The sequence below is a fragment of the Citrobacter sp. H12-3-2 genome, from assembly GCF_009649895.1.
GTDB lineage: Bacteria > Pseudomonadota > Gammaproteobacteria > Enterobacterales > Enterobacteriaceae > Citrobacter > Citrobacter portucalensis.
Map to the genome: position 1 here is coordinate 1,285,562 of NZ_CP045837.1, position 23,487 is coordinate 1,309,048.

Annotated in this window: 24 protein-coding genes; 16 read left to right on the forward strand and 8 right to left on the reverse strand. The window is 52.7% G+C overall.

Going from position 1 to position 23,487, the window contains the following annotated elements; genetic code table 11:
• Window position 1 precedes the first annotated feature (1 nt).
• From pssA to trxC, 4 genes are all read right to left on the reverse strand, one after another.
• Entirely contained in the window at window positions 2-1,357 is a 1,356-nt protein-coding gene (pssA, locus tag GHC22_RS06105; RefSeq protein WP_003835350.1) for a CDP-diacylglycerol--serine O-phosphatidyltransferase, read from the reverse strand.
• Between the two features lie 114 nt (window positions 1,358-1,471).
• Entirely contained in the window at window positions 1,472-4,132 is a 2,661-nt protein-coding gene (pat, locus tag GHC22_RS06110; protein ID WP_032944266.1) for a protein lysine acetyltransferase, read from the reverse strand.
• A 36-nt stretch (window positions 4,133-4,168) separates the two neighbouring features.
• Window positions 4,169-4,867, reverse strand: a complete 699-nt coding sequence (gene tapT / locus GHC22_RS06115) for a tRNA-uridine aminocarboxypropyltransferase (protein WP_003835347.1) — start codon at window positions 4,865-4,867, stop codon at window positions 4,169-4,171.
• Between the two features lie 69 nt (window positions 4,868-4,936).
• Window positions 4,937-5,356: a thioredoxin TrxC gene (trxC, locus tag GHC22_RS06120; RefSeq protein WP_008785506.1), complete on the reverse strand. Its 420-nt coding sequence runs from the start codon at window positions 5,354-5,356 to the stop codon at window positions 4,937-4,939.
• Window positions 5,357-5,563: 207 nt separating this feature from the next.
• On the opposite strand from trxC, the gene GHC22_RS06125 reads away from it, so the two are divergent.
• Window positions 5,564-6,643, forward strand: coding sequence for a tRNA/rRNA methyltransferase (locus GHC22_RS06125; protein WP_020996710.1), 1,080 nt, complete (start codon window positions 5,564-5,566; stop codon window positions 6,641-6,643).
• A gap of 33 nt (window positions 6,644-6,676) precedes the next feature.
• Here the strand turns inward: GHC22_RS06125 and ung are convergent, their stop codons facing one another.
• On the reverse strand, window positions 6,677-7,366 hold the full coding sequence (ung, locus tag GHC22_RS06130) for a uracil-DNA glycosylase (protein ID WP_008785504.1): 690 nt from the start codon (window positions 7,364-7,366) through the stop codon (window positions 6,677-6,679).
• Between the two features lie 317 nt (window positions 7,367-7,683).
• On the opposite strand from ung, the gene grcA reads away from it, so the two are divergent.
• Window positions 7,684-8,067 (forward strand): autonomous glycyl radical cofactor GrcA, encoded by a 384-nt coding sequence (gene grcA, locus GHC22_RS06135; protein WP_003037563.1) that lies wholly within the window; start codon window positions 7,684-7,686, stop codon window positions 8,065-8,067.
• A 79-nt stretch (window positions 8,068-8,146) separates the two neighbouring features.
• Here the strand turns inward: grcA and eamB are convergent, their stop codons facing one another.
• A complete protein-coding gene (gene eamB, locus GHC22_RS06140; protein ID WP_111465240.1) occupies window positions 8,147-8,734 on the reverse strand; it encodes a cysteine/O-acetylserine transporter in 588 nt (195 codons plus the stop codon).
• Window positions 8,735-8,836: 102 nt separating this feature from the next.
• Here eamB and GHC22_RS06145 point away from each other — a divergent pair, with 102 nt between their 5' ends.
• Complete coding sequence (locus GHC22_RS06145; RefSeq protein ID WP_153753960.1) at window positions 8,837-9,733, forward strand: LysR family transcriptional regulator; 897 nt, start codon at window positions 8,837-8,839, stop codon at window positions 9,731-9,733.
• Window positions 9,734-9,750: 17 nt separating this feature from the next.
• On the opposite strand, the gene srmB is transcribed toward GHC22_RS06145, so the two are convergent.
• Window positions 9,751-11,079: an ATP-dependent RNA helicase SrmB gene (srmB, locus tag GHC22_RS06150; protein ID WP_003835340.1), complete on the reverse strand. Its 1,329-nt coding sequence runs from the start codon at window positions 11,077-11,079 to the stop codon at window positions 9,751-9,753.
• 130 nt (window positions 11,080-11,209) lie between these two features.
• Between srmB and trmN the strand changes: the two genes are divergently transcribed.
• Window positions 11,210-11,947 carry a tRNA(1)(Val) (adenine(37)-N(6))-methyltransferase TrmN gene (gene trmN, locus GHC22_RS06155; RefSeq protein WP_020996709.1) on the forward strand — a complete coding sequence of 246 codons (738 nt, stop codon included), beginning with the start codon at window positions 11,210-11,212 and terminating at the stop codon, window positions 11,945-11,947.
• Here the strand turns inward: trmN and nadB are convergent.
• Window positions 11,932-13,554 carry an L-aspartate oxidase gene (gene nadB / locus GHC22_RS06160; protein WP_153752459.1) on the reverse strand — a complete coding sequence of 541 codons (1,623 nt, stop codon included), beginning with the start codon at window positions 13,552-13,554 and terminating at the stop codon, window positions 11,932-11,934. The genes trmN and nadB overlap by 16 nt on opposite strands.
• Before the next feature lie 263 nt (window positions 13,555-13,817).
• On the opposite strand from nadB, the gene rseD reads away from it, so the two are divergent.
• The 12 genes from rseD to acpS all read left to right on the forward strand — a co-directional run bounded on the left by rseD (window position 13,818) and on the right by acpS (window position 23,430).
• A complete protein-coding gene (gene rseD, locus GHC22_RS06165) occupies window positions 13,818-13,982 on the forward strand; it encodes a rpoE leader peptide RseD (protein WP_122973798.1) in 165 nt (54 codons plus the stop codon).
• Window positions 13,979-14,554, forward strand: a complete 576-nt coding sequence (rpoE, locus tag GHC22_RS06170; RefSeq protein WP_003037573.1) for an RNA polymerase sigma factor RpoE — start codon at window positions 13,979-13,981, stop codon at window positions 14,552-14,554. The genes rseD and rpoE overlap by 4 nt, the downstream gene beginning before the upstream one ends.
• Before the next feature lie 31 nt (window positions 14,555-14,585).
• On the forward strand, window positions 14,586-15,236 hold the full coding sequence (gene rseA / locus GHC22_RS06175; protein WP_008785497.1) for an anti-sigma-E factor RseA: 651 nt from the start codon (window positions 14,586-14,588) through the stop codon (window positions 15,234-15,236).
• The gene (gene rseB / locus GHC22_RS06180) at window positions 15,236-16,192 is read left to right on the forward strand and encodes a sigma-E factor regulatory protein RseB (RefSeq protein ID WP_003835334.1); all 957 of its coding nucleotides are present in this window, start codon (window positions 15,236-15,238) and stop codon (window positions 16,190-16,192) included. The genes rseA and rseB overlap by 1 nt, the downstream gene beginning before the upstream one ends.
• Window positions 16,189-16,653 (forward strand): SoxR-reducing system protein RseC, encoded by a 465-nt coding sequence (rseC, locus tag GHC22_RS06185; protein WP_003037576.1) that lies wholly within the window; start codon window positions 16,189-16,191, stop codon window positions 16,651-16,653. Before rseB ends, rseC begins: the two co-directional genes overlap by 4 nt.
• A gap of 270 nt (window positions 16,654-16,923) precedes the next feature.
• Window positions 16,924-18,723 (forward strand): translation elongation factor 4, encoded by a 1,800-nt coding sequence (lepA, locus tag GHC22_RS06190; RefSeq protein WP_003037577.1) that lies wholly within the window; start codon window positions 16,924-16,926, stop codon window positions 18,721-18,723.
• Window positions 18,724-18,738: 15 nt separating this feature from the next.
• Window positions 18,739-19,713, forward strand: a complete 975-nt coding sequence (gene lepB, locus GHC22_RS06195) for a signal peptidase I (protein WP_003835329.1) — start codon at window positions 18,739-18,741, stop codon at window positions 19,711-19,713.
• A gap of 269 nt (window positions 19,714-19,982) precedes the next feature.
• Window positions 19,983-20,663: a ribonuclease III gene (gene rnc, locus GHC22_RS06200; protein WP_003037579.1), complete on the forward strand. Its 681-nt coding sequence runs from the start codon at window positions 19,983-19,985 to the stop codon at window positions 20,661-20,663.
• On the forward strand, window positions 20,660-21,565 hold the full coding sequence (era, locus tag GHC22_RS06205; protein WP_153752461.1) for a GTPase Era: 906 nt from the start codon (window positions 20,660-20,662) through the stop codon (window positions 21,563-21,565). Before rnc ends, era begins: the two co-directional genes overlap by 4 nt.
• 27 nt (window positions 21,566-21,592) lie before the next feature.
• On the forward strand, window positions 21,593-22,303 hold the full coding sequence (gene recO, locus GHC22_RS06210; RefSeq protein WP_008785495.1) for a DNA repair protein RecO: 711 nt from the start codon (window positions 21,593-21,595) through the stop codon (window positions 22,301-22,303).
• A 15-nt stretch (window positions 22,304-22,318) separates the two neighbouring features.
• Entirely contained in the window at window positions 22,319-23,050 is a 732-nt protein-coding gene (gene pdxJ / locus GHC22_RS06215) for a pyridoxine 5'-phosphate synthase (protein WP_153752463.1), read from the forward strand.
• Window positions 23,050-23,430 carry a holo-ACP synthase gene (gene acpS, locus GHC22_RS06220; RefSeq protein ID WP_003037588.1) on the forward strand — a complete coding sequence of 127 codons (381 nt, stop codon included), beginning with the start codon at window positions 23,050-23,052 and terminating at the stop codon, window positions 23,428-23,430. The genes pdxJ and acpS overlap by 1 nt, the downstream gene beginning before the upstream one ends.
• Window positions 23,431-23,487 lie beyond the last annotated feature (57 nt).

Here is a 23,487-nt window from a genome sequence, read left to right on the forward strand (position 1 = left end):
ATTACAGAATACGGCTAATTAATCTGTCGATACGAATACGGCGTAGTCGACGGATGAGCTTACGCACTTTGACCGGATAGTCAGCAATGCTTTGCAGGTCGCGATAGTGCTTAACGACGGTAGTATGCGTACGGATAAGCTCCAGCTCTTTATCGCGCTGAGGGGTGAGCTCTTGCTTAGGATCGTGGATAAGGATGGCGTTTTCCAGATCCAGACGCCAGGCACGAGGGTTAAGGTTGTTGCCGGTGAGCAGCATCCATTTATCATCAACCCACATACCTTTCAGATGATAGGTGTTGTCATCATCTTTCCATAGGCGTACGACCAGCTGGTCGGTATTCACGTAATACTGCAATCTGCTCAAGAAACGGCGCAGATTGATTTCATACAGATAAGGCAGCGCACCGATGATCTTGAATGGCTCATCTTCCGGGATGAAAAAGTCGTTGGCGGTTTTATCACCGACAATGATTTCGACCTTTTTCCCTTCACGCAGCAGTTGAATGATATTGCGCACCAGTATGGCGGGAAGGTTGAAATAAGGGGTACAGATTGTAAGCTTGTGCTCCGCGCAGGGCATAAGATGGAAAATGGTCTTATTTAACAGACTGGATTTCCCAAGGCCCACCAGAGGCGTAACCGAAAGCTGTTCGTTATCAGCATCACCCTGAAAATGGAATGACGCATCGCGCAGTTCCTGACGGTACAGGCGGATGTCGTTTTTAATTTCTGGGCTTTTAGGGCGGTTGATATCATCAAGACGGTTAACGCCGCGACCGTTCATCAGGTTTTGCGTCACCCAATCGAACATGATATCGGCCATTTGCGCGTTGCGAATCAACTGATAACGGTCATAGCGATATTTATCATGCTGATGCAGGTAAACATCGTTCAGACTGGCCCCGCTGTACAGGACGCTGTCATCAATGATAAAGCCTTTGAAATGCAGGACGCCAAGCGCTTCGCGGGTGTTAATCGGAACGCCATAGACAGGAATATCGATACCAGGGTTTTCTTGCGCCATTCGGCAATACCAGTCAGCATTGGTATTGGATGCCGCAGCACCAATACGACCGCGCTGGGCTCGGTGCCAGTCGACAAGCACCCGGACATCCAGTTCAGGACGCTGCCGTTTTGCCGCATAGAGAGCGTCAAGTATGCCTTTACCACCGTCATCCTGTTCCAGGTACAGCGCAATAATGCAGATCCGTCGCGTCGCGCTGGCTATTTTTTCCAGCAGAGTCTCCCTGAAATTAGCGGGAGCATAAAAGAAATCTACATCATCAACTGACTGAGAAATCTTGGGTAGTTGGGCAAGGTGTTGTTGATGTTTATTACGCTTAAATTTTGACAACATCACAGTGCATTTCTTCTCTGTTCATTGAAGGGTCCTCTGTGCTATGCAGACGACATAAGCGGGCAATGATACCACCAGTACCCATTAATGTGGTCAACATTTCCAGTACCTTACTCACGATTCCTCACATTGGGCCAGATTAAGCGTTAGCCCAACAATTCCCTCTTCGAGCTGGACGTCAACAACAAACCCGAGTTTTCGGGCCAGGGCGACCATCCCACGATTGTTCGGCATCGTAATACCATTCAAACGTATAAGTCCGTGATCTCGAGTATAGGCAATTAATTTTTCCATCAATCGGCGACCCAGTCCAAGCCCTTTGAGATCGGAACGAACCAGTACGGCAAACTCAGCGTCTACGTTATCAGGATCCGAGATTGCTCGCGTTACGCCGAGGATCTCTTCGTGATTATCTTTACAACGCACCGCAACAAAGGCCATTTCCCGATCGTAGTCGATCTGCGTCATATTGGCTAAATCTTCGTGGGTAAATTCGTTGATCTCACTGAAATAGCGATAATAAAGATCTTCTTTTGTCACCTGAGAAATGAACTGCTGAAGATGAGGTTCATCCTCCGGCAAAATGGGGCGGAACAGACAGCGCTCGCCGTTCTTCAACTCCACCCACTCTTCAAGCTGATGAGGGTAGGGACGTACAGCCAGTCTGCTTTCGTTATCTCCCGTGAAAGGGGCAATATCCAGCGTAACGTCCAGCGCGGTAAATTCTCCGGCCGAGGCCAGCAGCGGATGAATATCCAGACGCTGAATTTCCGGGCAATCGACGATCAGGTTGGAGACCTGCACCAGAAGTTGGCTCAACCCGGCGATATCCAAAGGGCGCAGTGCGCTGCGCGCGCGGATCTTTTTATTTTTGATCCCCTGGATCACCAGATAACGCGCCAGATTCATGTTCAATGGCGGCAATGCCACCACGGCTTGCTCTTCCGGTCGCCACTCAACACCACCTTCACCCAGCATAATCAACGGGCCAAATACCGGGTCGTGTTCAACGACAACGCGAAGCTCCTGAGCGCCGGCGCGATTCGCCATACTTTGCACTAATAAGCCGTGAATGCGTGCCTGCGGCCAGGCCATTTTTACCCGATCGAAAATTGCATTGGCGGCCTGCTGCACTTCAGTGGCTGTACGCAGGTAGAGCATCACCCCCTGAACTTCTGATTTATGCGGAATATCAGGAGAACGCAGCTTGAGCGCCACCGGGTAGCCGATTTGCTCCGCGATGTGTACGGCTTCCGCGCTGTCGCTGGCGATCCACGTTGGCAGCGTGTGTAAGCCATAAGCCTGTAAAATCGGCTGCACTTCATGGGTATCAAGCGATGTCGCTCCTTCAGCAATCGCCCGCTGTAACAGATTATGCGCTTCGGCGGTGTTGGAGGTCAGGCTGTCAGGCAGCGCAGGCGTTTCTCGTAGCTGCTTCTGGTTTCGCCGATACTCCACCATATGCATAAATGCGGTGATGGTACCTTCCGGCGTGCGGTAGGTGGGCAGTCCGGCTTCGCTAAACAGTCTGCGGGCTTCCTGAGAGGAAAACTCTCCGCACCAGTTGGTCAGCAACGAGACGAATTTTCCTCGGGGGTGATGCTTTACCGCTTCAATCAATGCCAGTGCGCTTTCGGTTCCGGGAGCGGCTGCGCTGGGTGAATGAATCACCATCAGCGCGTCGAAATCTTGGCTGGCGAGCAAAATATCCAGCGTCTTAACGTAGTGTTCGCTGCTGGCGTCATCACGCAGATCCAGCGGGTTGGCGATATCAACATGTTCAGGCAATGCATCGCGTAATTTCTGGCAGGTGTCTTCACTCAACGTCGCCAACTTGCCATTTTTTGACCACAGTTCATCTAATGCCAGTGCGGCAGGCGCGGCCCCATTGCTGATGATCATCAGCCTGTCGCCACGTAGTGGACGCATGTGGCTCAGGGTTTCGACCGCCGAAAACAGCTCGTGAGTGTCTTGCACGCGTAATAAACCGGCACGCTGAATAGCGGCATCCCACGCAGGATCCATCCCGGCGCTGGTATGCAGTAAACGCTGCGCCGCTGGACTACGACCGCTCTTAATCACCAAAATAGGTTTATTGCGCGAGGCGCTGCGGGCGGCGGAAACAAAGCGTCGGGCATCACTTAAATGCTCGAGATACAGCAATATCGCGCTGGTTTTGCTGTCGCGCGCCAGGTAATCCAGCAGCTCATCAACGTCGATATCCAGGCTATCACCCAGCGCGATAAAGTAAGAAAAGCCCATTTCTCTCTGCTGTGCCCAGTCGAGTATGGTATTGGATACGGCAGCGGATTGAGAGATAAAAGCCAGCTTGCCGCGCTTAATCGGGACGGGGGAAAAGCTGGCGTTAAGCCCTTGCCAGGGCGCGAGAAGTCCCAGGCTGTTGGGGCCCAGCAAACGTATGTTGTAGCGTGATGCGCAGGCCAGCAGCTCTGCGTGCTGCGCCGCGGGAGCTGAGAGAATAATGCAGGTTTTACAGCCTTTCTCGCCAAGCGCTTCGAGTAACGCCAGGTTACGGCTGGCATTGGTGCACAACACGGCGAGATCCGGGCTAAAGGGCAGGCTGTTGATATTGGGCCATGCCAGTACGCCCAGCACCGCTTTCCATGCGGGCGTCACCGGTAAAACAGGTCCATTGAAACCGCCGGCAAGCAGGTTACGCATCATCAGGTAACCCGCGCGATTAGGCTTCATTGACGCCCCAATCACCGCAATGGATTTCGGTCGCAGTAGTGCTTCCAGACCACGCTGACTCATATCGGCTTCCTTAATGACACCAGTGACCGAATGATTTTAAACGTTTTCTGATGAATCTGCTGTGACGCTTCCCTGATGTTGAGTTTTTCCTGCCAGGTAGCGGGTTTTAAAGCGAGTGAAATGATCGCTTAACCCTTCTGCGGCTTGCGTATCTCCCGCCAGATCCAACAAGGCGATGGCCACTTCAGCAGTGCAATATTGCCCTTCAGCGTGAACGCCACGCAGGTGGTAAGCAGAAAGGCGTGATAAATCAACGGAGATCACCGGTAGGTTATCGAGGTACGGGCTTTTGCGGAACATTTTACGCGCCTCAGGCCAGGTACCGTCGAGCATGATAAACAATGGTGGCTTACCGGCTGGTGGCGTGAAAATCACTTCACGCTCTTCACCCGCATAGGAGGCCGGGAATACAACCATCGGCTGGTAATCCGGATTTTTCACCAGTTCCAGCAGCGCCTGCGGCGGCTCGGTGCGTGACCACTGAAAAGCCGTGGTATCGGGCAGAATATCAGCAATCAAACGCCCCGTGTTGCTGGGCTTCATCGGCTCGGTATCAAACATCACCAGACAAAAGCGACTTTTTGCCTCAGAGGGTGCCAGCGTTGCGCACAAGCAGAGTTTCTGCGGCAGCAGGCAGCGCTGACAGCGGCGAACGCGATTACCTCGGGCAAGGAAAGGACGCGTGGCGCGCGCGAGGCGCTCAGCGCGTAACTGAAGAACAGCGTTATCGGTCATGGGGAAACACGTTGAAAAACGCTATTGTCGCAGAGGTGAAAACGGGGCACAAGATGCGCCCCGTAGAGATTATAATGATTCGTTAAGCCAGCTATCAAATGGGGCTTTTGGTACAGCGCCGTTAAGCATGTCGACGATTTCCCCTTTTTTGAAAATCATAATGGTCGGAATGCTGCGGATACCGAAACGGGCGCTGAGTTCACGCTCGGCTTCCGTATTCACTTTAACAAAACGCACTTTACCGCTACGCTCTTCCGCGACATCTTCAAAAATCGGGGCGAAGTTACGACATGGACCACACCAGGGGGCCCAAAAGTCAACGACCACCGGGAGATCGTCTTTTAACAGTTTATCCAGTGTCTCACCGGTCGCATTGATCACCTCCCCATCAAACAGGTCGTGACCACAGCGTCCGCATTTAGCCGCTTCCTGGACACGATCGTCGGGGATGCGGTTGATAGCCTGGCAGCTGGTACAAACGGTATTCATAACTAACCTCTGGATGAGTGGAGTGGACTTCACGGCAGGAACGCCAGTATGTTTCTATTATGTTACATATTATCGGGGAGTCTGTTCTAAACAACAATGCGTTTTATTCAATGAGTACAATAGTCCTTAGCTTTTAAATGAAATAATGGCTAACGACGTGCACATCGGGTAATCTGCGCGCTTCGCGCAGAGCAGGTGGAGAAAAACATGAGCGACGAACTGAAGAACAAAAACGGCAAGGTCAAAGTGATGTACGTCCGCAGTGACGATGACTCGGATAAACGCACCCAAAATCCACGTACTGGCAAAGGCGGCGGTCGCCCCGGTACTTCCCGAGCCGAAGGCGGTCGTCGCCCTGCCCGTGATGACCGAAAGGGTCCGAACAGCGAACGCGGTCGTGAACGTGGTCGTGACCGCGATGTAGAACGTGACCGCAGACGTGAAGATTCACCGTGGCGTACCGTGTCCCGCGCACCGAATGATGACGCAGCGGATAAAGCCGATCACGGCGGTATTAGCGGTAAGAGCTTTATCGATCCTGAAGTATTACGCCGTCAGCGTGCGGAAGAAACCCGCGTTTACGGTGAGAATGCCTGTCAGGCTCTGTTCCAGAGTCGTCCGGACGCCATCGTCCGCGCCTGGTTTGTTCAGAGCGTAACCCCGCGCTTTAAAGAAGCATTACGCTGGATGGCGGCAAACCGAAAAGCCTATCACGTGGTTGACGAAGCCGAGCTGGCGAAAGCCTCTGGCACAGAACACCACGGTGGCGTCTGTTTCCTGATCAAAAAACGTAACGGTACTACCGTTAAGCAGTGGGTCGGTCAGGCAGGGGCGCAGGATTGTGTGCTGGCACTGGAAGATATCGCTAACCCGCATAACCTGGGCGGCATGATGCGTAGCTGCGCGCACTTCGGTGTGAAAGGCGTAGTGGTTCAGGATGCGGCGCTGCTGGAATCAGGTGCGGCCATCCGTACCGCTGAAGGTGGTGCAGAGCACGTTCAGCCGATTACCGGCGACAGCATTGTTGATGTGCTGGACGACTTCCGCCAGGCGGGTTACACGGTTGTGATGACCTCAAGCGCGAAAGGCAAACCGCTGTTTACTACCACGCTGCCGGAAAAAATGGTGCTGGTATTAGGGCGTGAGCGTGAAGCTCTGCCAGAAGCAGCATGCTCAGCCGACGATTTGTGCATAGCGATTGACGGCACTGGCAAGGTAGAAACGCTAAACGTTTCTGTGGCAACAGGCGTGCTGCTCGCGGAGTGGTGGCGTCAGAACAAAGCCTGATAATAAAAATGCCAGCGAATCGCTGGCATTTTTTTACTCGCTTTCTGCGGGTAATACCGGCATCCAGTCAATTGGCTTTTCACCTCGTTGTTCCAGCCATTCATTCGCCAGTACAAAGTGATTGCAGCCAAAGAAACCGCGATGCGCAGAGAGCGGTGATGGGTGGGGCGCTTTCAACACATGGTGACGCTGCGTATCAATAATCGCGCCTTTCTTCTGTGCGTGAGAACCCCAGAGCAGGAAAACTACGCCTTCCCGATGTTGGTTAATCAGACTGATGACTTTATCGGTAAATGTTTCCCACCCAAGGCTGGCGTGAGAATGTGCCTGTCCGGCGCGAACGGTGAGTACGGTGTTGAGTAACAGTACCCCCTGGCGTGCCCAGCTTTCCAGATATCCGTGCGTTGGGCGCGTGAAGCCTGGAATCGTTGCCTCCAGCTCTTTGTACATATTCAGCAACGAGGGTGGAGTGGCAATGCCGGGGCGAACAGAGAACGCGAGACCGTGTGCCTGGCCTGGACCGTGGTAAGGATCCTGACCCAGGATGACGACTTTCACATCACCAAGCTCGGTAAAGCGAAAAGCGTTAAACACATCTTTTTGCGGCGGATAAATTGTCATTCCCGATTGACGCTCGCCGGCAACAGTATGCAGTGTGTTAACAAAATAAGGCTGCTGTTTCTCTTCAGCCAGCACATCGTGCCAGGTTAATTCGGTGGCCATCTCGCTCTCCTGCGAATTTTCAATCCCCCTAGCTTAACTGCTTCTTTCGACGTCGCAAAATTCTGTACGTTACTCAATGGTCTACCCCTTAAAGATAGTTGAAAATTTATGTAAAAAGTTTATCTGCACACATGGCGTAAGTTGATGTAAAACAATAAAATCCACCTATCACCACTTTTCATGTGTGGTTTTTATTGATTTAAATCAAAGATTCAAGGGTGTGTGAGGGGTATATATACACTCAAGCAACAATGGTTTTACCAATTGGCCGGATGACGGCCAACCGAGATCAAATAATTTTGCCGGGGAGGCATCAAATGATTACAGGTATCCAGATTACTAAAGCTGCAAACGACGACCTGCTGAACTCTTTCTGGCTGCTGGACAGCGAAAAAGGCGAAGCACGCTGCATCGTTGCGAAAGCAGGTTTCAATGCTGATGAAGTCGTTGCAGTCAGCAAACTGGGCGAAATCGAATACCGTGAAGTACCGGTAGACGTACAGCCGGAAGTCCGCGTGGAAGGTGGTCAGCACCTGAACGTGAACGTTCTGCGTCGCGAAACGCTGGAAGATGCAGTTAAGCATCCGGAAAAATATCCGCAGCTGACCATCCGTGTTTCTGGTTATGCAGTGCGTTTCAACTCTCTGACCCCAGAACAGCAGCGCGACGTTATTGCTCGTACCTTTACTGAGAGCCTGTAAGGCTCACGGGGAATAACCCCGTTTAATAGAGAATCAAAAAGCGGAAGATGCCAGTGCGTCTTCCGCTTTTTTGCATCTGTTAGTAAAAGATCCTCACCGCGCAATACACCAAAAGCAGCGCCAGAATGATATTCAACTGTCGACCGTAATGGCGAAAAACGCGCTGAAAAAGATGGCCCGCCAGCGCCCAGCAGGCATTCCCGAAGGTGCCGATCAGCGCTAACAGAATACTCACCCCAATCAGCCAGTGGGCGTCCTGAGTGTACGGTAATACGAACGTGGATAACGCGGTAATGCCGTACAAAATGATTTTCACGTTAACAAACTGCAAGCCAAAACTTGCCCAGAAGCTAATCGGCTCTGACTGCAATCTATCGTTCGAGGTCGGGCTGGTGGCGATCTTCAGCGCCAGCCACAGGATATAAGCGGCCCCAGCCCAACTAAGCCAATGGATGATGGCTGGATCCATGACCGCCAGTGAAAATGAAATCCCGGCGCACATCATCATGACGATTAAAAAGCCCAGACTCATTCCGGCCAGTACGCGTGTACTCTGACGAAAACCGTGTGACGTCGCGGCGCTGAGCGCAAGGATGTTGTTTGGTCCGGGGGTTAGCGCGGTAATCAATGTATAGGTCCAGAATGCACTTAAAAGCGTGGGGGTCACTTGTTATCTCCTCTGTTTTGGTAGACAGTGCCCGAGGCAAAACATTAAAAAAAATGAATGTTTTTGCATTCTGAATTCGATATTTTCGATGGGTTGGTGCGGATGGATTTACGTCGGTTTATTACGCTAAAAACGGTGGTGGAAGAGGGTTCATTTCTGCGGGCATCACAAAAACTGTGCTGTACGCAATCAACGGTTACCTTTCATATTCAACAGCTTGAGCAAGAGCTTTCGGTGCAGTTGTTTGAAAAAATTGGTCGCCGGATGTGTCTCACCAGTGAGGGAAAACGGCTGATGCCGCATATCCATGACCTGACGCGCGTGATGGCATCGATTCGACAGTCGGCACATCAGGATGCGCAGCCGAGCGGCGATCTACGTGTCGCAACAGGCGAAACGCTGCTGGCGTATAAAATGCCGCAGGTTCTACAGCGATTTAAACAACGTGCGCCCCATGTGCGGCTGTCTTTACAGTCGCTCAACTGTTATGTCATTCGCGATGCATTGCTCAGTGATGATGTTGATCTGGGGGTCTTTTATCGGGTGGGTAATGACGATGCCCTGGAGTTGATGCCGCTTGGCGATCAGTCACTGGCATTAGTTGCTTCGCCACTGCTTCAGCACGTTGATTTTACTCAGCATAACCAGCACATTCCCTGCAGTTTTATCATTAATGAGCAGCAATGTATTTTCAGACAACGCTTCGAGGGGCTACTGCGTAAACGACAGATTACGCTGGAAAATACCATTGAGTTATGGAGCATTGAAAGCATTAAGCAGTGCGTATCGGCAAATCTTGGGATCAGCTTTTTGCCGCATTTTGCCGTCGAGAAAGAGTTACGTTCAGGGGAGTTGATTGAATTACCGTTCAGTGAACAACCTGAGTTAATTACGGCATTGTGTGGTTATCATGCCGGAAAAGTCGTTAGCCCGGCGATGCGGGTGTTTCTTGAGTGCATTGAAGAGAGTTTTGCATCACGTGAAAAAATGCCGGGCTAAATGGCCCGGCATTCGGTTTACTCTTTGTCGGACTGCTGGGTAGCAGCGCCGCTCGGCTTACGACGTTTGCCGATATTTTTGGCGTCGCGGTGACGTTTTTTCACCCGCGGCTTCTCTTTCTCTTTCGCCTTTTTCTCAGCGCGCTTCGCCAGCACTTTCTTGGATGGCTTACCGTTAGATTTCTCACTTGGCGCGCGCGTGGTTGGACGCAGTTCGTCAATGACGCGAGCTTTCAGCGGTTCGTCAATATAGCGGCTCGCTTTGCCGAGCAGCAGGTGGTCGTGCGCTTCAACCAAAGAGATCGCAGTGCCTTTACGGCCAGCACGACCGGTACGGCCAATACGGTGCAAATAGGCATCGCCACTGCGCGGCATGTCGAAGTTAAACACGTGGCTGACGTCAGGAATATCGATCCCGCGAGCGGCAACGTCGGTTGCTACCAGCACGTTCACACGACCATCGGTCAGGCGTTTGATCGCTTCGTTACGTTTGTTCTGCACCATCTCGCCTTCGAGATAGCAGTTATTAATGCCCGCCTGGCGCAGCCAGCCTGCCAGTTCGTGCACACGCTCACGTTTGCGTACGAAGACAATCGAGCGAGTCGCTTCCGGCTGTTTTAACAGGTGGATCAGCATGGCAGTTTTGTGCTCGATGTCATCGGCACGGTAGTAAAACTGATGGATCTTCTTGCGTTCGCGGGTGGACGGATCCGCTGAGACTTCGACCGGGTCTTCCAACAGACGCTCGGCAAAATCTTTAATCGCATCGCCTTCCAGCGTGGCGGAAAACAGCATGGTTTGCTTACGCCAGCGTGTTTCACCGGCGATATGCTCGATGTCCTGGGCAAAGCCCATGTCCAGCATACGGTCTGCTTCATCGAGAATTAGCGTTTCAACCGCATGGCAGTCGAAGTTTTCTTCTTTAATGTATTGCAGCAGACGACCCGTGGTGGCGACCACGATGTCCTGGTTTTCGCTAAAGACTTCCATGTGGTTCATGTAAGCCACGCCGCCGGTAATCGTAGCGATATCCAGATGCGTATTCTTCGCCAGTTCACGAGCGTGTTCGGCAACCTGCATCGCCAGTTCGCGCGTTGGCGTCAGGATTAAAATGCGCGGCGGACCAGATTTCTTGCGCGGGAAGTCGAGCAGGTGCTGCAACGCTGGCAGCAAATATGCCGCCGTTTTACCGGTGCCTGTCGGCGCAGAACCGAGTACATCACGGCCATCGAGCGCAGGCGGAATGGCGGCAGCCTGAATGGCGGTCGGGCGAGTGAAACCTTTTTCCTGGAGGGCATCCAGAAGGCTTTCATCGAGTTCAAGTTCGGAAAAAGTCGTTACAGTCATGTTCTACCTCTGAGTGGGGCGCTGATTATAGACGTTACGGCTGCAATCTTCATCTGTTTGTATGGATATACCTTCTCAGGTATTGTTTTTATCCTATGTTATCGTTTTTTTTCCAGGAAGGTTGTTCTTCATGCCCCAGTCTACATCCGTACTGAGACGTAATGGATTTACTTTTAAGCAGTTTTTTGTGGCACACGATCGCTGTGCAATGAAAGTCGGAACAGACGGCATTTTATTGGGGGCCTGGGCCCCCGTTGCGGGCGTAAAGCGGATCCTGGATATTGGTACCGGGAGCGGCCTATTGGCGCTGATGTTGGCCCAGCGCACGGATGAAAACGTCATCATTGACGCCGTGGAGCTTGATGTCGATGCCGCGCAGCAGGCGCAGGAGAACATCGCGCAATCTCCGTGGATGCATCGCGTGAGTGTTCATACAGAAGATGCGCAGCAGTGGATACCGCGTCAGACCGTGCGTTTTGATTTGATAATCAGCAACCCTCCCTATTATGAACAGGGCGTGGAATGTGCAACACCGCAGCGCGAGCAGGCGCGCTATACCACCACGCTCGATCACCAGATGTTGCTTACGCTGGCGGCGGACAGCATTACGGAAGAAGGTTTTTTTTGTGTCGTGCTGCCGGAACAGATTGGGAACGCGTTTACCCAGCAGGCATTAAGTATGGGCTGGCATCTGCGATTACGTACGGATGTAGCAGAAACGGAAGCCCGACTACCGCATCGGGTATTGCTGGCATTCTCCCCGCAGGCCGGGGAGTGCTTTAGCGACAGGCTGGTGATTCGTGGGCCAGACCAACGTTACTCTGAAGGTTACACGGCGCTGACCCAGGCGTTTTACCTGTTTATGTGATGACTTAGCGGCGAGAGAATGGACGGGCCGGCTTCTGGAAGCTGCTCTGGGTAATCCAACGTGTAGTGCAGGCCCCGACTCTCTTTGCGCATCATTGCGCAGCGGACAATCAGCTCGGCAACCTGCACCAGGTTACGCAGTTCCAGCAAATTGTTCGACACGCGGAAATGGGCGTAATACTCGTCGATTTCCTGTTGCAGCATGGTGATACGGCGCAGAGCGCGCTCCAGGCGCTTGGTCGTACGCACAATACCGACGTAATCCCACATAAACAGCCGCAGCTCATGCCAGTTATGCTGGATAACAACCAACTCATCCGGGTTTTCTACCCGGCTTTCATCCCAGCCCGGGAGCGTGCTAACGCCGCGAGCATAAGGCATGCGCCTGTCGATATCTTCAGCCGCGGACCAGCCATAAACCAGACACTCCAGCAATGAGTTCGATGCCATCCGGTTGGCGCCATGCAGGCCGGTGTAACTCACTTCGCCGATCGCATACAGCCCGTCGACATCGGTACGGCCAAAGTCATCCACCATCACACCGCCGCAGGTATAGTGCGCGGCAGGTACGATGGGAACTGGCTCTTTGGTTAAATCAATGCCCAGTCCCAGCAACTTTTCATAAATCATCGGGAAATGCTGACGAACAAATTCTTCCGGCTTATGGCTGATATCGAGGAACATGCAATCTGCACCAAGGCGCTTCATTTCATGATCAATGGCGCGGGCGACAATATCGCGGGGAGCCAGTTCGCCACGTTCGTCAAAATCGGGCATAAAGCGTGAACCGTCCGGGCGCTTCAGGTGCGCGCCTTCGCCGCGCAGCGCTTCGGTCAGCAGAAAATTGCGCGCCTGCGGATGATACAGCGCTGTCGGGTGAAACTGGTTAAACTCCAGGTTGGCGACGCGGCATCCTGCGCGCCAGGCCATTGCAATCCCGTCACCCGAGGAAATATCCGGATTGGTGGTGTATTGATACACCTTTGATGCGCCGCCGGTGGCCAACACTACCGACTTCGCATGGCAGGTTTCGACGGCTTCTTTATTACGATTCCAGATCCATGCGCCGACTACCCGACGCGTTCCTGGCAGACCGATTTTATCGGAGACAATCAGGTCGACGGCGTTGCTACGCTCAAGAACCCGGATATTGGGGTGATTTTGTGCCTGGCTGACGAGGGTGGTTTCGACTTCTTTGCCGGTAGCATCCGCAGCGTGCAGGATGCGTCGATGGCTGTGACCGCCTTCACGGGTCAGGTGATAGCTCTCTTCGCCGTTAGGCTGAACCTGTGTATCGAATAAGACGCCCTGATCGATAAGCCATTGAACGCAGGTGCGAGCATTGCTGGCGACAAATTCAACCGCATGGCGATCGCACAGCCCGGCCCCGGCAATCAGCGTATCTTCAACGTGGGAGTCGATACTGTCGGTTTCATCGAAAACCGCGGCAATACCCCCCTGGGCATAAAATGTCGAGCCTTCGCTGACCGGCCCTTTGCTCAGGACAATAACCTGATGTTTTTCAGCCAGGCGCAGCGCCAGTGAGAGTCCGGCAGCCCCGCTGCCAATGATCAGCACGTCACAGGATAATTCAGGAATCGTATTCATGATGTTTGTTTAATTTACTAAACAGTGTTTGGTCACCATAGCACCACATTGCGCGATACTGCACGTTTTATTTTTAAATGTGTTGCAATGACTAAACATGAAGGAAAAGCATGATGAGGGCGAAATAGGCAAAAATATTTTGTGAAGCAGGCCGTTAGCATCAGATTATGTGATGAAATAAAGTGCCCGTTGGGTTACTCTGCAAGCGGTGAAATGGGCATTTCTGTACAGATAGTGCGTTGATCGGGTTATGTAGACTTATAATGAGAGATAAGACCTGTCTACAACATGACAAACAAAAAACAATGCGTAACGGAACTTTACGAAACTTGAGCACTCTAAGCATTTGCTTGCTCATAGTGAAGCTGATGGAGTGGCGTTTCGAAAGCGCGTGGAAATTTGGTTTGGGGAGACTTTACCTCGGATGAGCGAGCAGTTAACGGACCAGGTCCTGGTAGAACGGGTCCAGAAGGGAGATCAGAAAGCCTTTAACCTACTGGTAGTGCGCTATCAGCATAAGGTGGCGAGTCTGGTTTCTCGCTATGTACCGTCGGGTGATGTACCCGATGTAGTACAAGAAGCATTTATCAAAGCCTATCGTGCGCTGGACTCGTTCCGGGGAGATAGTGCTTTTTATACCTGGCTGTATCGTATTGCAGTCAATACAGCGAAGAATTACCTGGTCGCTCAGGGGCGTCGTCCACCTTCCAGTGATATTGATGCGATTGAAGCAGAAAATTACGAAAGTGGCGGTGCGCTGAAAGAAATTTCGAACCCTGAGAACTTAATGTTGTCAGAAGAACTGAGACAGATAGTTTTCCGAACTATTGAGTCCCTCCCGGAAGATTTACGCATGGCAATAACCTTGCGGGAGCTGGATGGCCTGAGCTATGAAGAGATAGCCGCTATCATGGATTGTCCGGTAGGTACGGTGCGTTCACGTATCTTCCGAGCGAGGGAAGCTATTGATAATAAAGTTCAACCGCTTATCAGGCGTTGACGATAGCGGGATACTGGAAAAGGTATTAGGCATGCAGAAAGAGAAACTTTCCGCTTTAATGGATGGCGAAACGCTGGATACTGAGTTACTCAAAGAGCTAACTCACGACCCGGAAATGCAAAAAACCTGGGAGAGTTATCACCTGATTCGCGATTCCATGCGAGGTGATACCGCCGACGTTCTCCATTTCGATATTTCCGCCCGCGTAATGGCCGCCATCCAGGATGAGCCAGTACGCCAGACGGCGCCATTGATTCCTGAGGCCCAGCCAGCACCGCACCAGTGGCAGAAAATGCCATTCTGGAAGAAAATGCGTCCGTGGGCCGCGCAGCTTACCCAAATGGGTGTGGCCGCGTGCGTATCACTTGCAGTTATCGTTGGCGTCCAGCACTATAATGGGCAATCTGAAACGTCCCAGCAGCCCGAAACACCGGTATTTAATACATTACCGATGATGGGTAAAGCCAGTCCGGTAAGCCTGGGTGTACCTTCTGACGCGACGGCCAGCGGCGGTCAACAACAGCAGGTACAGGAGCAGCGTCGTCGTATTAATGCCATGTTGCAGGATTACGAATTGCAACGTCGACTGCACTCTGAACAGCTTCAGTTTGAGCAGGCCCAAACACAGCAAGCCGCTGTGCAGGTGCCAGGAATTCAAACTTTAGGAACGCAATCGCAGTAATGAAGCAACTTTGGTTTGCCATGTCACTTGTGGCTGGTAGCCTGTTCTTCTCTGTAAACGCCTCGGCCAATCCTGCGTCCGGGGCTTTGTTGCAGCAGATGAATCTGGCCAGCCAGTCGCTAACCTATGAGCTGTCATTTGTCAGCATTAATAAGCAGGGTGTTGAATCCCTACGTTATCGTCATGCCCGCCAGGATAACCGTCCACTCGCGCAACTATTACAAATGGATGGACCGCGCCGGGAAGTTGTGCAACGCGGCAACGAAATTAGCTATTTTGAGCCTGGTCTCGAACCGTTCACGCTGAACGGCGATTATATCGTTGACTCTCTGCCATCCCTGATTTACACCGATTTCAAACGCCTTGCTCCCTACTATGATTTTATCTCAGTAGGCCGCACCCGTATTGCCGATCGGCTCTGTGAAGTGATCCGCGTTGTGGCGCGTGACGGCACCCGTTACAGCTATATCGTTTGGATGGACACGGAGACCAAACTGCCAATGCGTGTCGATCTCCTCGATCGTGATGGCGAAACGCTGGAACAGTTCCGTGTGATCTCCTTTACCGTGAATAACGGTGTTAGCGACAGCATGCAGACGTTAGCAAAAGCGAATTTACCACCGTTGCTGTCGGTTCCTGCAGGCGAGAAAACCAACTTCAACTGGAGTCCGTCGTGGTTGCCACAAGGTTTCAGTGAGGTCTCAAGCAGTCGACGTCCGCTGCCGACGATGGATAACATGCCGATTGAATCACGCCTTTATTCTGATGGCCTGTTTAGTTTCTCCGTGAACGTAAACCGTGCGACGCAGAACAGCGCCGATCAACTGCTGCGTACTGGCCGCAGAACGGTCAGCACCAGCGTGCGTGATAACGCGGAAATTACGATTGTGGGCGAGCTTCCACCACAAACGGCGAAGCGTATCGCGGACAATATCAAGTTCAGGGCAGCACAATGATTAAAGAGTGGGCGACGGTCGTCTCCTGGCAAAATGGTCTGGCGACGGTCAGCTGTGATGTTAAAGCATCATGTAGCAGCTGTGCTTCCCGGGCCGGATGCGGGAGCCGCGTACTGAACAAACTGGGACCACAGACCACACACACTATCGTGGTGCCCTGCGACGAACCCTTGACCCCTGGTCAAAAAGTTGAACTGGGCATTGCCGAAGGTAGCCTGCTGGGTTCGGCGATGCTGGTCTACATGTCTCCGTTGGCGGGACTGTTTCTTTTCGCGGCGCTGTTCCAGGTGCTGTTTGGTTCCGATCTTGCGGCATTAAGCGGCGCAGTGCTGGGGGGGGTGGGCGGATTCCTGATTGCTCGTGGATACTCTCGTAAGCTTGCTGAGCGCGAAGCCTGGCAGCCGGTCATTCTGAACGTTGCTCTCCCACCCGATCTTATTCGCGTCGAAACCCAGCAGTGATATCTTTGCCTGATGGCGTTGCGCTTATCAGGTCTACAGCGTGCTCAGATGCAGGCGTAGGCCGGATAAGGCGTTTATGCCGCCATCCGGCAAAAGTTTCACCGACTTTGCAAGGTTGTTTCCAGTTCCCGCTATCCTTGCTCTATGAACGTTTCCTCGCCTCAGCGTTGTAGTGTAGAATGCGGCGTTTCACTTAAACAGACGTTAAGCTCAGATCAGCGACTTCTCAGAGCCTGCTCCGGCGGGCGTAAGGCACAATAATTACACTATATGAAGAACATACGTAACTTTTCAATCATAGCTCACATCGACCACGGTAAATCGACGCTGTCTGACCGTATTATCCAGATCTGCGGTGGCCTGTCTGACCGTGAAATGGAAGCGCAGGTTCTCGACTCGATGGATCTTGAGCGTGAGCGCGGTATTACTATCAAAGCGCAGAGCGTGACGCTCGATTTCAAAGCATCTGATGGTGAAACCTATCAGCTTAACTTTATCGACACCCCGGGCCACGTTGACTTCTCGTATGAAGTTTCCCGCTCGCTTGCTGCCTGTGAAGGCGCATTGCTGGTTGTTGATGCCGGACAGGGCGTAGAAGCGCAGACCCTGGCTAACTGCTATACCGCCATGGAAATGGATCTGGAAGTAGTACCGGTACTGAATAAAATTGACCTGCCAGCCGCCGATCCTGAACGCGTAGCGGAAGAGATCGAAGATATCGTCGGTATCGATGCGACAGATGCCGTTCGCTGCTCGGCGAAAACCGGCGTTGGCGTCACTGACGTTCTTGAACGTCTGGTACGCGACATTCCGCCGCCGGAAGGCGATCCGGAAGGCCCATTGCAGGCGCTGATCATCGACTCCTGGTTCGATAACTATCTTGGCGTGGTGTCACTGGTGCGTATTAAAAACGGCACCATGCGTAAAGGCGACAAAATTAAAGTAATGAGCACCGGTCAGGTCTATAACGCTGACCGTCTGGGCATCTTCACGCCAAAACAGGTTGACCGTACCGAGCTGAAATGCGGCGAGGTAGGTTGGTTGGTTTGTGCGATTAAAGACATCCTCGGCGCACCGGTTGGCGATACCCTGACGCAGGCGCGTAACCCGGCAGACAAACCGCTGCCAGGCTTTAAAAAAGTGAAGCCGCAGGTTTACGCCGGTCTGTTCCCGGTGAGCTCTGACGACTATGAAAACTTCCGTGACGCGCTTGGCAAACTGAGCCTGAACGACGCCTCCCTGTTCTACGAACCGGAAAGCTCTACCGCGCTGGGCTTCGGCTTCCGTTGTGGCTTCCTTGGTCTGCTGCACATGGAGATCATTCAGGAACGTCTGGAGCGTGAATACGATCTGGATCTGATCACCACCGCGCCGACCGTAGTCTACGAAGTCGAAACCACGGCGAAAGAGACTATCTACGTCGATAGCCCGTCCAAGCTGCCGCCGCTGAACAACATCTACGAACTGCGTGAGCCGATCGCTGAGTGTCACATGCTGCTGCCGCAGGCTTACCTTGGCAACGTCATCACCCTGTGTATCGAGAAGCGTGGCGTCCAGACCAACATGGTTTACCACGGTAACCAGGTGGCGCTGACGTATGAGATTCCAATGGCGGAAGTCGTACTCGATTTCTTCGACCGTCTGAAGTCGACCTCTCGCGGCTACGCGTCGCTGGACTATAACTTCAAACGCTTCCAGGCGTCTGACATGGTGCGTGTTGATGTCCTTATCAACAACGAACGTGTCGATGCGCTGGCGCTGATTACCCACCGCGACAACTCCCAGAGCCGTGGCCGTGAACTGGTTGAGAAGATGAAAGATCTGATCCCTCGTCAGCAGTTTGATATCGCGATCCAGGCGGCCATTGGTACGCACATCATCGCGCGTTCAACGGTTAAGCAGCTGCGTAAAAACGTTCTGGCGAAATGCTACGGTGGCGATATCAGCCGTAAGAAAAAGCTGCTGCAAAAACAGAAAGAGGGTAAAAAGCGCATGAAGCAGATCGGTAACGTCGAACTGCCGCAGGAAGCGTTCCTCGCCATTCTGCATGTCGGTAAAGACAGCAAATAATCTTAAGGAGTTGGCATGGCGAACATGTTTGCCCTGATTCTGGTGATTGCCACACTGGTGACGGGCATTTTATGGTGCGTAGATAAATTCATCTTCGCGCCAAAGCGCCGGGAGCGTCAGGCAGCAGCGCAAGCTGCTGCAGGTGATTCACTGGATAAAGCTACGCTGAAAAAAGTGGCACCTAAGCCAGGCTGGCTGGAAACCGGGGCGTCCGTTTTCCCGGTACTGGCGATTGTGCTGGTGGTGCGTTCATTTATCTATGAACCATTCCAGATCCCGTCAGGTTCGATGATGCCGACGCTGCTTATCGGTGACTTTATCCTGGTGGAGAAATTCGCCTACGGGATTAAAGATCCGATTTACCAGAAAACGTTGATCGAAACCGGTCATCCGAAACGCGGTGATATCGTGGTGTTTAAATACCCGGAAGATCCGCGTCTGGACTACATTAAACGTGCTGTCGGTTTACCGGGAGACAAAGTAACGTACGATCCAGTGGCGAAAGAGGTGACTATTCAGCCTGGATGCCGTTCCGGTCAGGCGTGTGAAAACGCGCTGCCGGTAACGTACTCTGATGTTCAGCCAAGTGATTTTGTACAGACCTTTGCTCGTCGTAACGGCGGTGAAGCGACCAGCGGCTTCTTTGAAGTTCCGCTGAACGAAACGAAAGAGAACGGTATTCGCCTCTCTGAGCGTAAAGAAACGCTGGGTGAGGTTACGCACCGCATTCTGACCGTGCCGATTGCGCAGGATCAGGTGGGGATGTATTACCGTCAACCTGGTCAGCCGTTGGCAACATGGATCGTTCCGCCGGGACACTACTTCATGATGGGTGATAACCGTGATAACAGCGCGGACAGCCGTTACTGGGGATTTGTACCGGAAGCGAATCTGGTTGGTAAAGCGACCGCTATCTGGATGAGTTTCGATAAGCAAGAAGGTGAATGGCCGACCGGTGTGCGTTTAAGCCGTATTGGTGGCATTCACTAATCACCGATAATCGTTCACGTTGTCGTCATTACGACGGCAGCGTGAATTATTTCTCGGATAAATTCCCGCAGACTAACGACATCCCTTGTCGTTGTGTATAGAATATTCCCCCGAAGTTTTAGGTTGGCACCGACAGGTTGCCACGGCACACGAAACAGCGTTGGTTTGTATATAAATGCATGCAGGCGAAGCCAGATGGCTCAGCGAAGTGCGTATATCAGGTCTGTTTCGTGTGCTGAATTGTTGACGCATTCATTTATTGGTATCGCATGAACCCCATCGTAATTAATCGGCTTCAACGGAAGCTGGGCTACACTTTTAATCATCAGGAGCTGTTGCAGCAGGCATTAACTCACCGGAGCGCCAGCAGCAAACATAACGAGCGTTTAGAATTTTTAGGCGACTCTATTTTGAGCTTTGTTATCGCTAATGCGCTGTATCACCGTTTCCCGCGTGTGGATGAAGGCGATATGAGCCGCATGCGCGCGACGCTGGTTCGCGGCAATACGCTGGCTGAATTAGCCCGTGAGTTTGACCTCGGTGAATGTTTACGTTTGGGGCCAGGTGAGCTGAAAAGCGGCGGCTTCCGTCGTGAATCAATCCTGGCGGATACCGTTGAAGCTTTGATCGGCGGCGTCTTCCTCGACAGCGATATTCAAACCGTTGAGCAATTGATCCTGAACTGGTATCAAACTCGTCTGGATGAAATTAGCCCAGGCGACAAACAAAAAGATCCGAAAACGCGCCTGCAGGAATATTTGCAGGGCCGCCACCTGCCTCTGCCGTCTTATTTGGTGGTACAGGTCCGTGGTGAAGCACACGATCAAGAATTTACTATCCACTGCCAGGTCAGCGGCCTGAGTGAACCGGTGGTTGGCACAGGTTCGAGCCGTCGTAAGGCTGAGCAGGCTGCCGCCGAACAGGCGTTGAAAAAACTGGAGCTGGAATGAGCGAAGAGAAAACCTACTGCGGATTTATTGCTATCGTCGGTCGCCCGAACGTCGGCAAATCCACCCTGTTGAATAATCTGCTTGGGCAGAAGATTTCTATTACCTCACGTAAGGCTCAGACAACACGTCACCGTATTGTTGGCATCCATACCGAAGGCGCGTATCAGGCGATTTATGTTGATACCCCGGGTCTGCATATGGAAGAAAAACGGGCTATTAACCGCTTGATGAACAAAGCGGCGAGCAGCTCGATCGGTGATGTTGAACTGGTTATTTTCGTTGTCGAAGGCACCCGCTGGACGCCGGACGACGAAATGGTGCTCAACAAGCTGCGTGATGGCAAAGCCCCGGTTATTCTGGCCGTCAACAAAGTCGACAACGTTCAGGAAAAAGCCGATCTGCTGCCGCACCTGCAGTTCCTGGCAAGCCAGATGAACTTCCTTGATATCGTACCGATTTCTGCCGAAACCGGCTTGAATGTCGATACCGTTGCGGGCATCGTGGGTAAGCATTTGCCGGAAGCTATTCATCACTTCCCGGAAGATTACATCACCGACCGTTCTCAGCGCTTTATGGCCTCTGAAATCATCCGTGAAAAGCTGATGCGTTTTCTGGGTGCTGAACTGCCGTACTCCGTTACCGTGGAGATTGAGCGTTTTATCTCTAACGAGCGCGGTGGCTACGACATCAACGGTCTGATCCTCGTTGAACGTGAAGGGCAGAAGAAGATGGTTATTGGCAACAAAGGGGCCAAGATTAAAACCATCGGCATCGAAGCGCGTAAAGACATGCAGGAGATGTTCGAAGCGCCCGTTCACCTCGAACTGTGGGTGAAAGTGAAATCCGGCTGGGCCGATGACGAACGCGCGCTGCGTAGCCTCGGTTACGGCGACGACGTCTAAACACATCTTCTGAAACACGGCGAGTATATGGAAGGATGGCAACGCGCTTTTGTCCTGCATAGTCGCCCCTGGAGCGAAACCAGTCTCGTGCTGGACGTCTTCACGGAAGAGTCGGGTCGCGTGCGCCTTGTGGCTAAAGGCGCACGTTCCAAACGCTCCAATCTTAAAGGCGCACTCCAGCCTTTTACCCCGTTGTTGCTTCGCTTTGGTGGACGTGGCGAGGTCAAAACCTTGCGCAGCGCCGAAGCCGTTTCTCTGGCACTCCCCCTTAGCGGAATCACGCTGTACAGCGGCTTGTATATTAACGAGCTTATCTCGCGCGTACTCGAATACGAAACCCGTTTTTCTGCACTATTTTTCGATTACCTGAACTGCATTCAGGCGCTGGCTGGCGCCACGGGTTCGCCAGAACCTGCATTGCGTCGCTTTGAGCTGGCCTTACTTGGTCATCTGGGGTATGGCGTCGATTTTACCCACTGTGCGGGCAGCGGCGAGCCGGTAGACGACACCATGACCTATCGCTACAGGGAAGAAAAAGGGTTTATCGCAAGCGTAGTGATTGATAACGCCACCTTTACCGGACGCCATCTGAAAGCACTCGAATCGCGGGAATTTCCGGATGCTGATACGCTTCGCGCCGCGAAACGCTTTACCCGCATGGCGTTAAAGCCGTATCTTGGTGGTAAGCCCTTAAAGAGCCGCGAATTATTCCGGCAGTTTATGCCGAAGCGAAAATAAAAAACGAGGATTGTCATGGCCGAATTACTGTTAGGCGTCAACATTGACCACATTGCCACTTTACGTAATGCACGCGGTACCGCATATCCGGACCCGGTTCAGGCAGCGTTTATCGTTGAACAGGCGGGCGCGGACGGTATTACCGTACACCTGCGTGAAGACCGTCGTCATATCACCGACCGTGACGTACGTATTTTGCGCCAGACGCTGGATACGCGCATGAATCTGGAAATGGCAGTCACCGAAGAGATGCTGTCGATTGCCGTTGAGACTAAGCCGCATTTTTGCTGCCTGGTGCCGGAAAAACGTCAGGAAGTTACCACTGAAGGTGGGCTGGACGTCGCCGGTCAGCGTGACAAGATGCGCGATGCCTGCAAACGGCTGGCGGACGCAGGCATTCTGGTTTCGCTGTTTATCGATGCCGATGAAGATCAGATTAAGGCCGCTGCGGAAGTTGGCGCACCGTTTATTGAGATTCACACCGGCTGTTACGCCGATGCGAAAACCGACGCAGAACAGGCCAGCGAACTGGCGCGTATCGCCAAAGCGGCAACCTATGCTGCAAGTCTTGGCCTGAAGGTGAATGCGGGTCACGGTCTGACGTATCACAACGTTAAAGCTATCGCGCGGATCCCGGAAATGCACGAGCTGAACATTGGCCATGCCATTATTGGACGTGCGGTGATGAGCGGCCTGAAAGAGGCCGTAGTCGAAATGAAGCGCCTGATGCTGGAAGCGCGTGGCTAATGGCGATTCTGGGATTAGGTACGGATATCGTGGAGATTGCCCGCATCGAAGCGGTGATCTCCCGTTCCGGCGACCGCCTGGCAAGACGTGTGCTCAGCGACAACGAATGGGCAATCTGGGAAACGCATCAGCAGCCGGTGCGTTTTCTGGCGAAGCGTTTTGCAGTCAAAGAGGCGGCAGCAAAAGCCTTTGGCACGGGTATTCGCAATGGGCTGGCGTTTAATCAGTTTGAAGTCTTTAACGACGAACTCGGTAAGCCGCGTCTGCGATTATGGGGAGAGGCGTTAAAACTGGCGGAAAAACTCGGCGTTGCGCACATGCATGTGACGCTGGCCGATGAGCGTCACTACGCCTGCGCCACGGTGATTATCGAAAGTTAGATTCAGGACGATGCCGGATGGCGACGCGTAGCGTCTTATCCGGCCTACGGGTTATGC

Bases quoted from the DNA above. Each gene is read 5' to 3' on its own strand.
- rseC (WP_003037576.1), top strand. From the start codon at position 16,189: ATGATTAAAGAGTGGGCGACGGTCGTCTCCTGGCAAAATGGTCTGGCG.
- srmB (WP_003835340.1), bottom strand. From the start codon at position 11,079: ATGACTGTAACGACTTTTTCCGAACTTGAACTCGATGAAAGCCTTCTG.
- trxC (WP_008785506.1), bottom strand. From the start codon at position 5,356: ATGAATACCGTTTGTACCAGCTGCCAGGCTATCAACCGCATCCCCGAC.
- lepB (WP_003835329.1), top strand. From the start codon at position 18,739: ATGGCGAACATGTTTGCCCTGATTCTGGTGATTGCCACACTGGTGACG.
- GHC22_RS06125 (WP_020996710.1), top strand. From the start codon at position 5,564: ATGAGCGACGAACTGAAGAACAAAAACGGCAAGGTCAAAGTGATGTAC.
- grcA (WP_003037563.1), top strand. From the start codon at position 7,684: ATGATTACAGGTATCCAGATTACTAAAGCTGCAAACGACGACCTGCTG.
- pdxJ (WP_153752463.1), top strand. From the start codon at position 22,319: ATGGCCGAATTACTGTTAGGCGTCAACATTGACCACATTGCCACTTTA.
- ung (WP_008785504.1), bottom strand. From the start codon at position 7,366: ATGGCCACCGAATTAACCTGGCACGATGTGCTGGCTGAAGAGAAACAG.
- rseD (WP_122973798.1), top strand. From the start codon at position 13,818: ATGAGAGATAAGACCTGTCTACAACATGACAAACAAAAAACAATGCGT.
- pssA (WP_003835350.1), bottom strand. From the start codon at position 1,357: ATGTTGTCAAAATTTAAGCGTAATAAACATCAACAACACCTTGCCCAA.
- rpoE (WP_003037573.1), top strand. From the start codon at position 13,979: ATGAGCGAGCAGTTAACGGACCAGGTCCTGGTAGAACGGGTCCAGAAG.
- lepA (WP_003037577.1), top strand. From the start codon at position 16,924: ATGAAGAACATACGTAACTTTTCAATCATAGCTCACATCGACCACGGT.
- trmN (WP_020996709.1), top strand. From the start codon at position 11,210: ATGCCCCAGTCTACATCCGTACTGAGACGTAATGGATTTACTTTTAAG.
- rseB (WP_003835334.1), top strand. From the start codon at position 15,236: ATGAAGCAACTTTGGTTTGCCATGTCACTTGTGGCTGGTAGCCTGTTC.
- era (WP_153752461.1), top strand. From the start codon at position 20,660: ATGAGCGAAGAGAAAACCTACTGCGGATTTATTGCTATCGTCGGTCGC.
- tapT (WP_003835347.1), bottom strand. From the start codon at position 4,867: ATGACCGATAACGCTGTTCTTCAGTTACGCGCTGAGCGCCTCGCGCGC.
- pat (WP_032944266.1), bottom strand. From the start codon at position 4,132: ATGAGTCAGCGTGGTCTGGAAGCACTACTGCGACCGAAATCCATTGCG.
- recO (WP_008785495.1), top strand. From the start codon at position 21,593: ATGGAAGGATGGCAACGCGCTTTTGTCCTGCATAGTCGCCCCTGGAGC.
- nadB (WP_153752459.1), bottom strand. From the start codon at position 13,554: ATGAATACGATTCCTGAATTATCCTGTGACGTGCTGATCATTGGCAGC.
- rnc (WP_003037579.1), top strand. From the start codon at position 19,983: ATGAACCCCATCGTAATTAATCGGCTTCAACGGAAGCTGGGCTACACT.
- acpS (WP_003037588.1), top strand. From the start codon at position 23,050: ATGGCGATTCTGGGATTAGGTACGGATATCGTGGAGATTGCCCGCATC.
- rseA (WP_008785497.1), top strand. From the start codon at position 14,586: ATGCAGAAAGAGAAACTTTCCGCTTTAATGGATGGCGAAACGCTGGAT.
- GHC22_RS06145 (WP_153753960.1), top strand. From the start codon at position 8,837: ATGGATTTACGTCGGTTTATTACGCTAAAAACGGTGGTGGAAGAGGGT.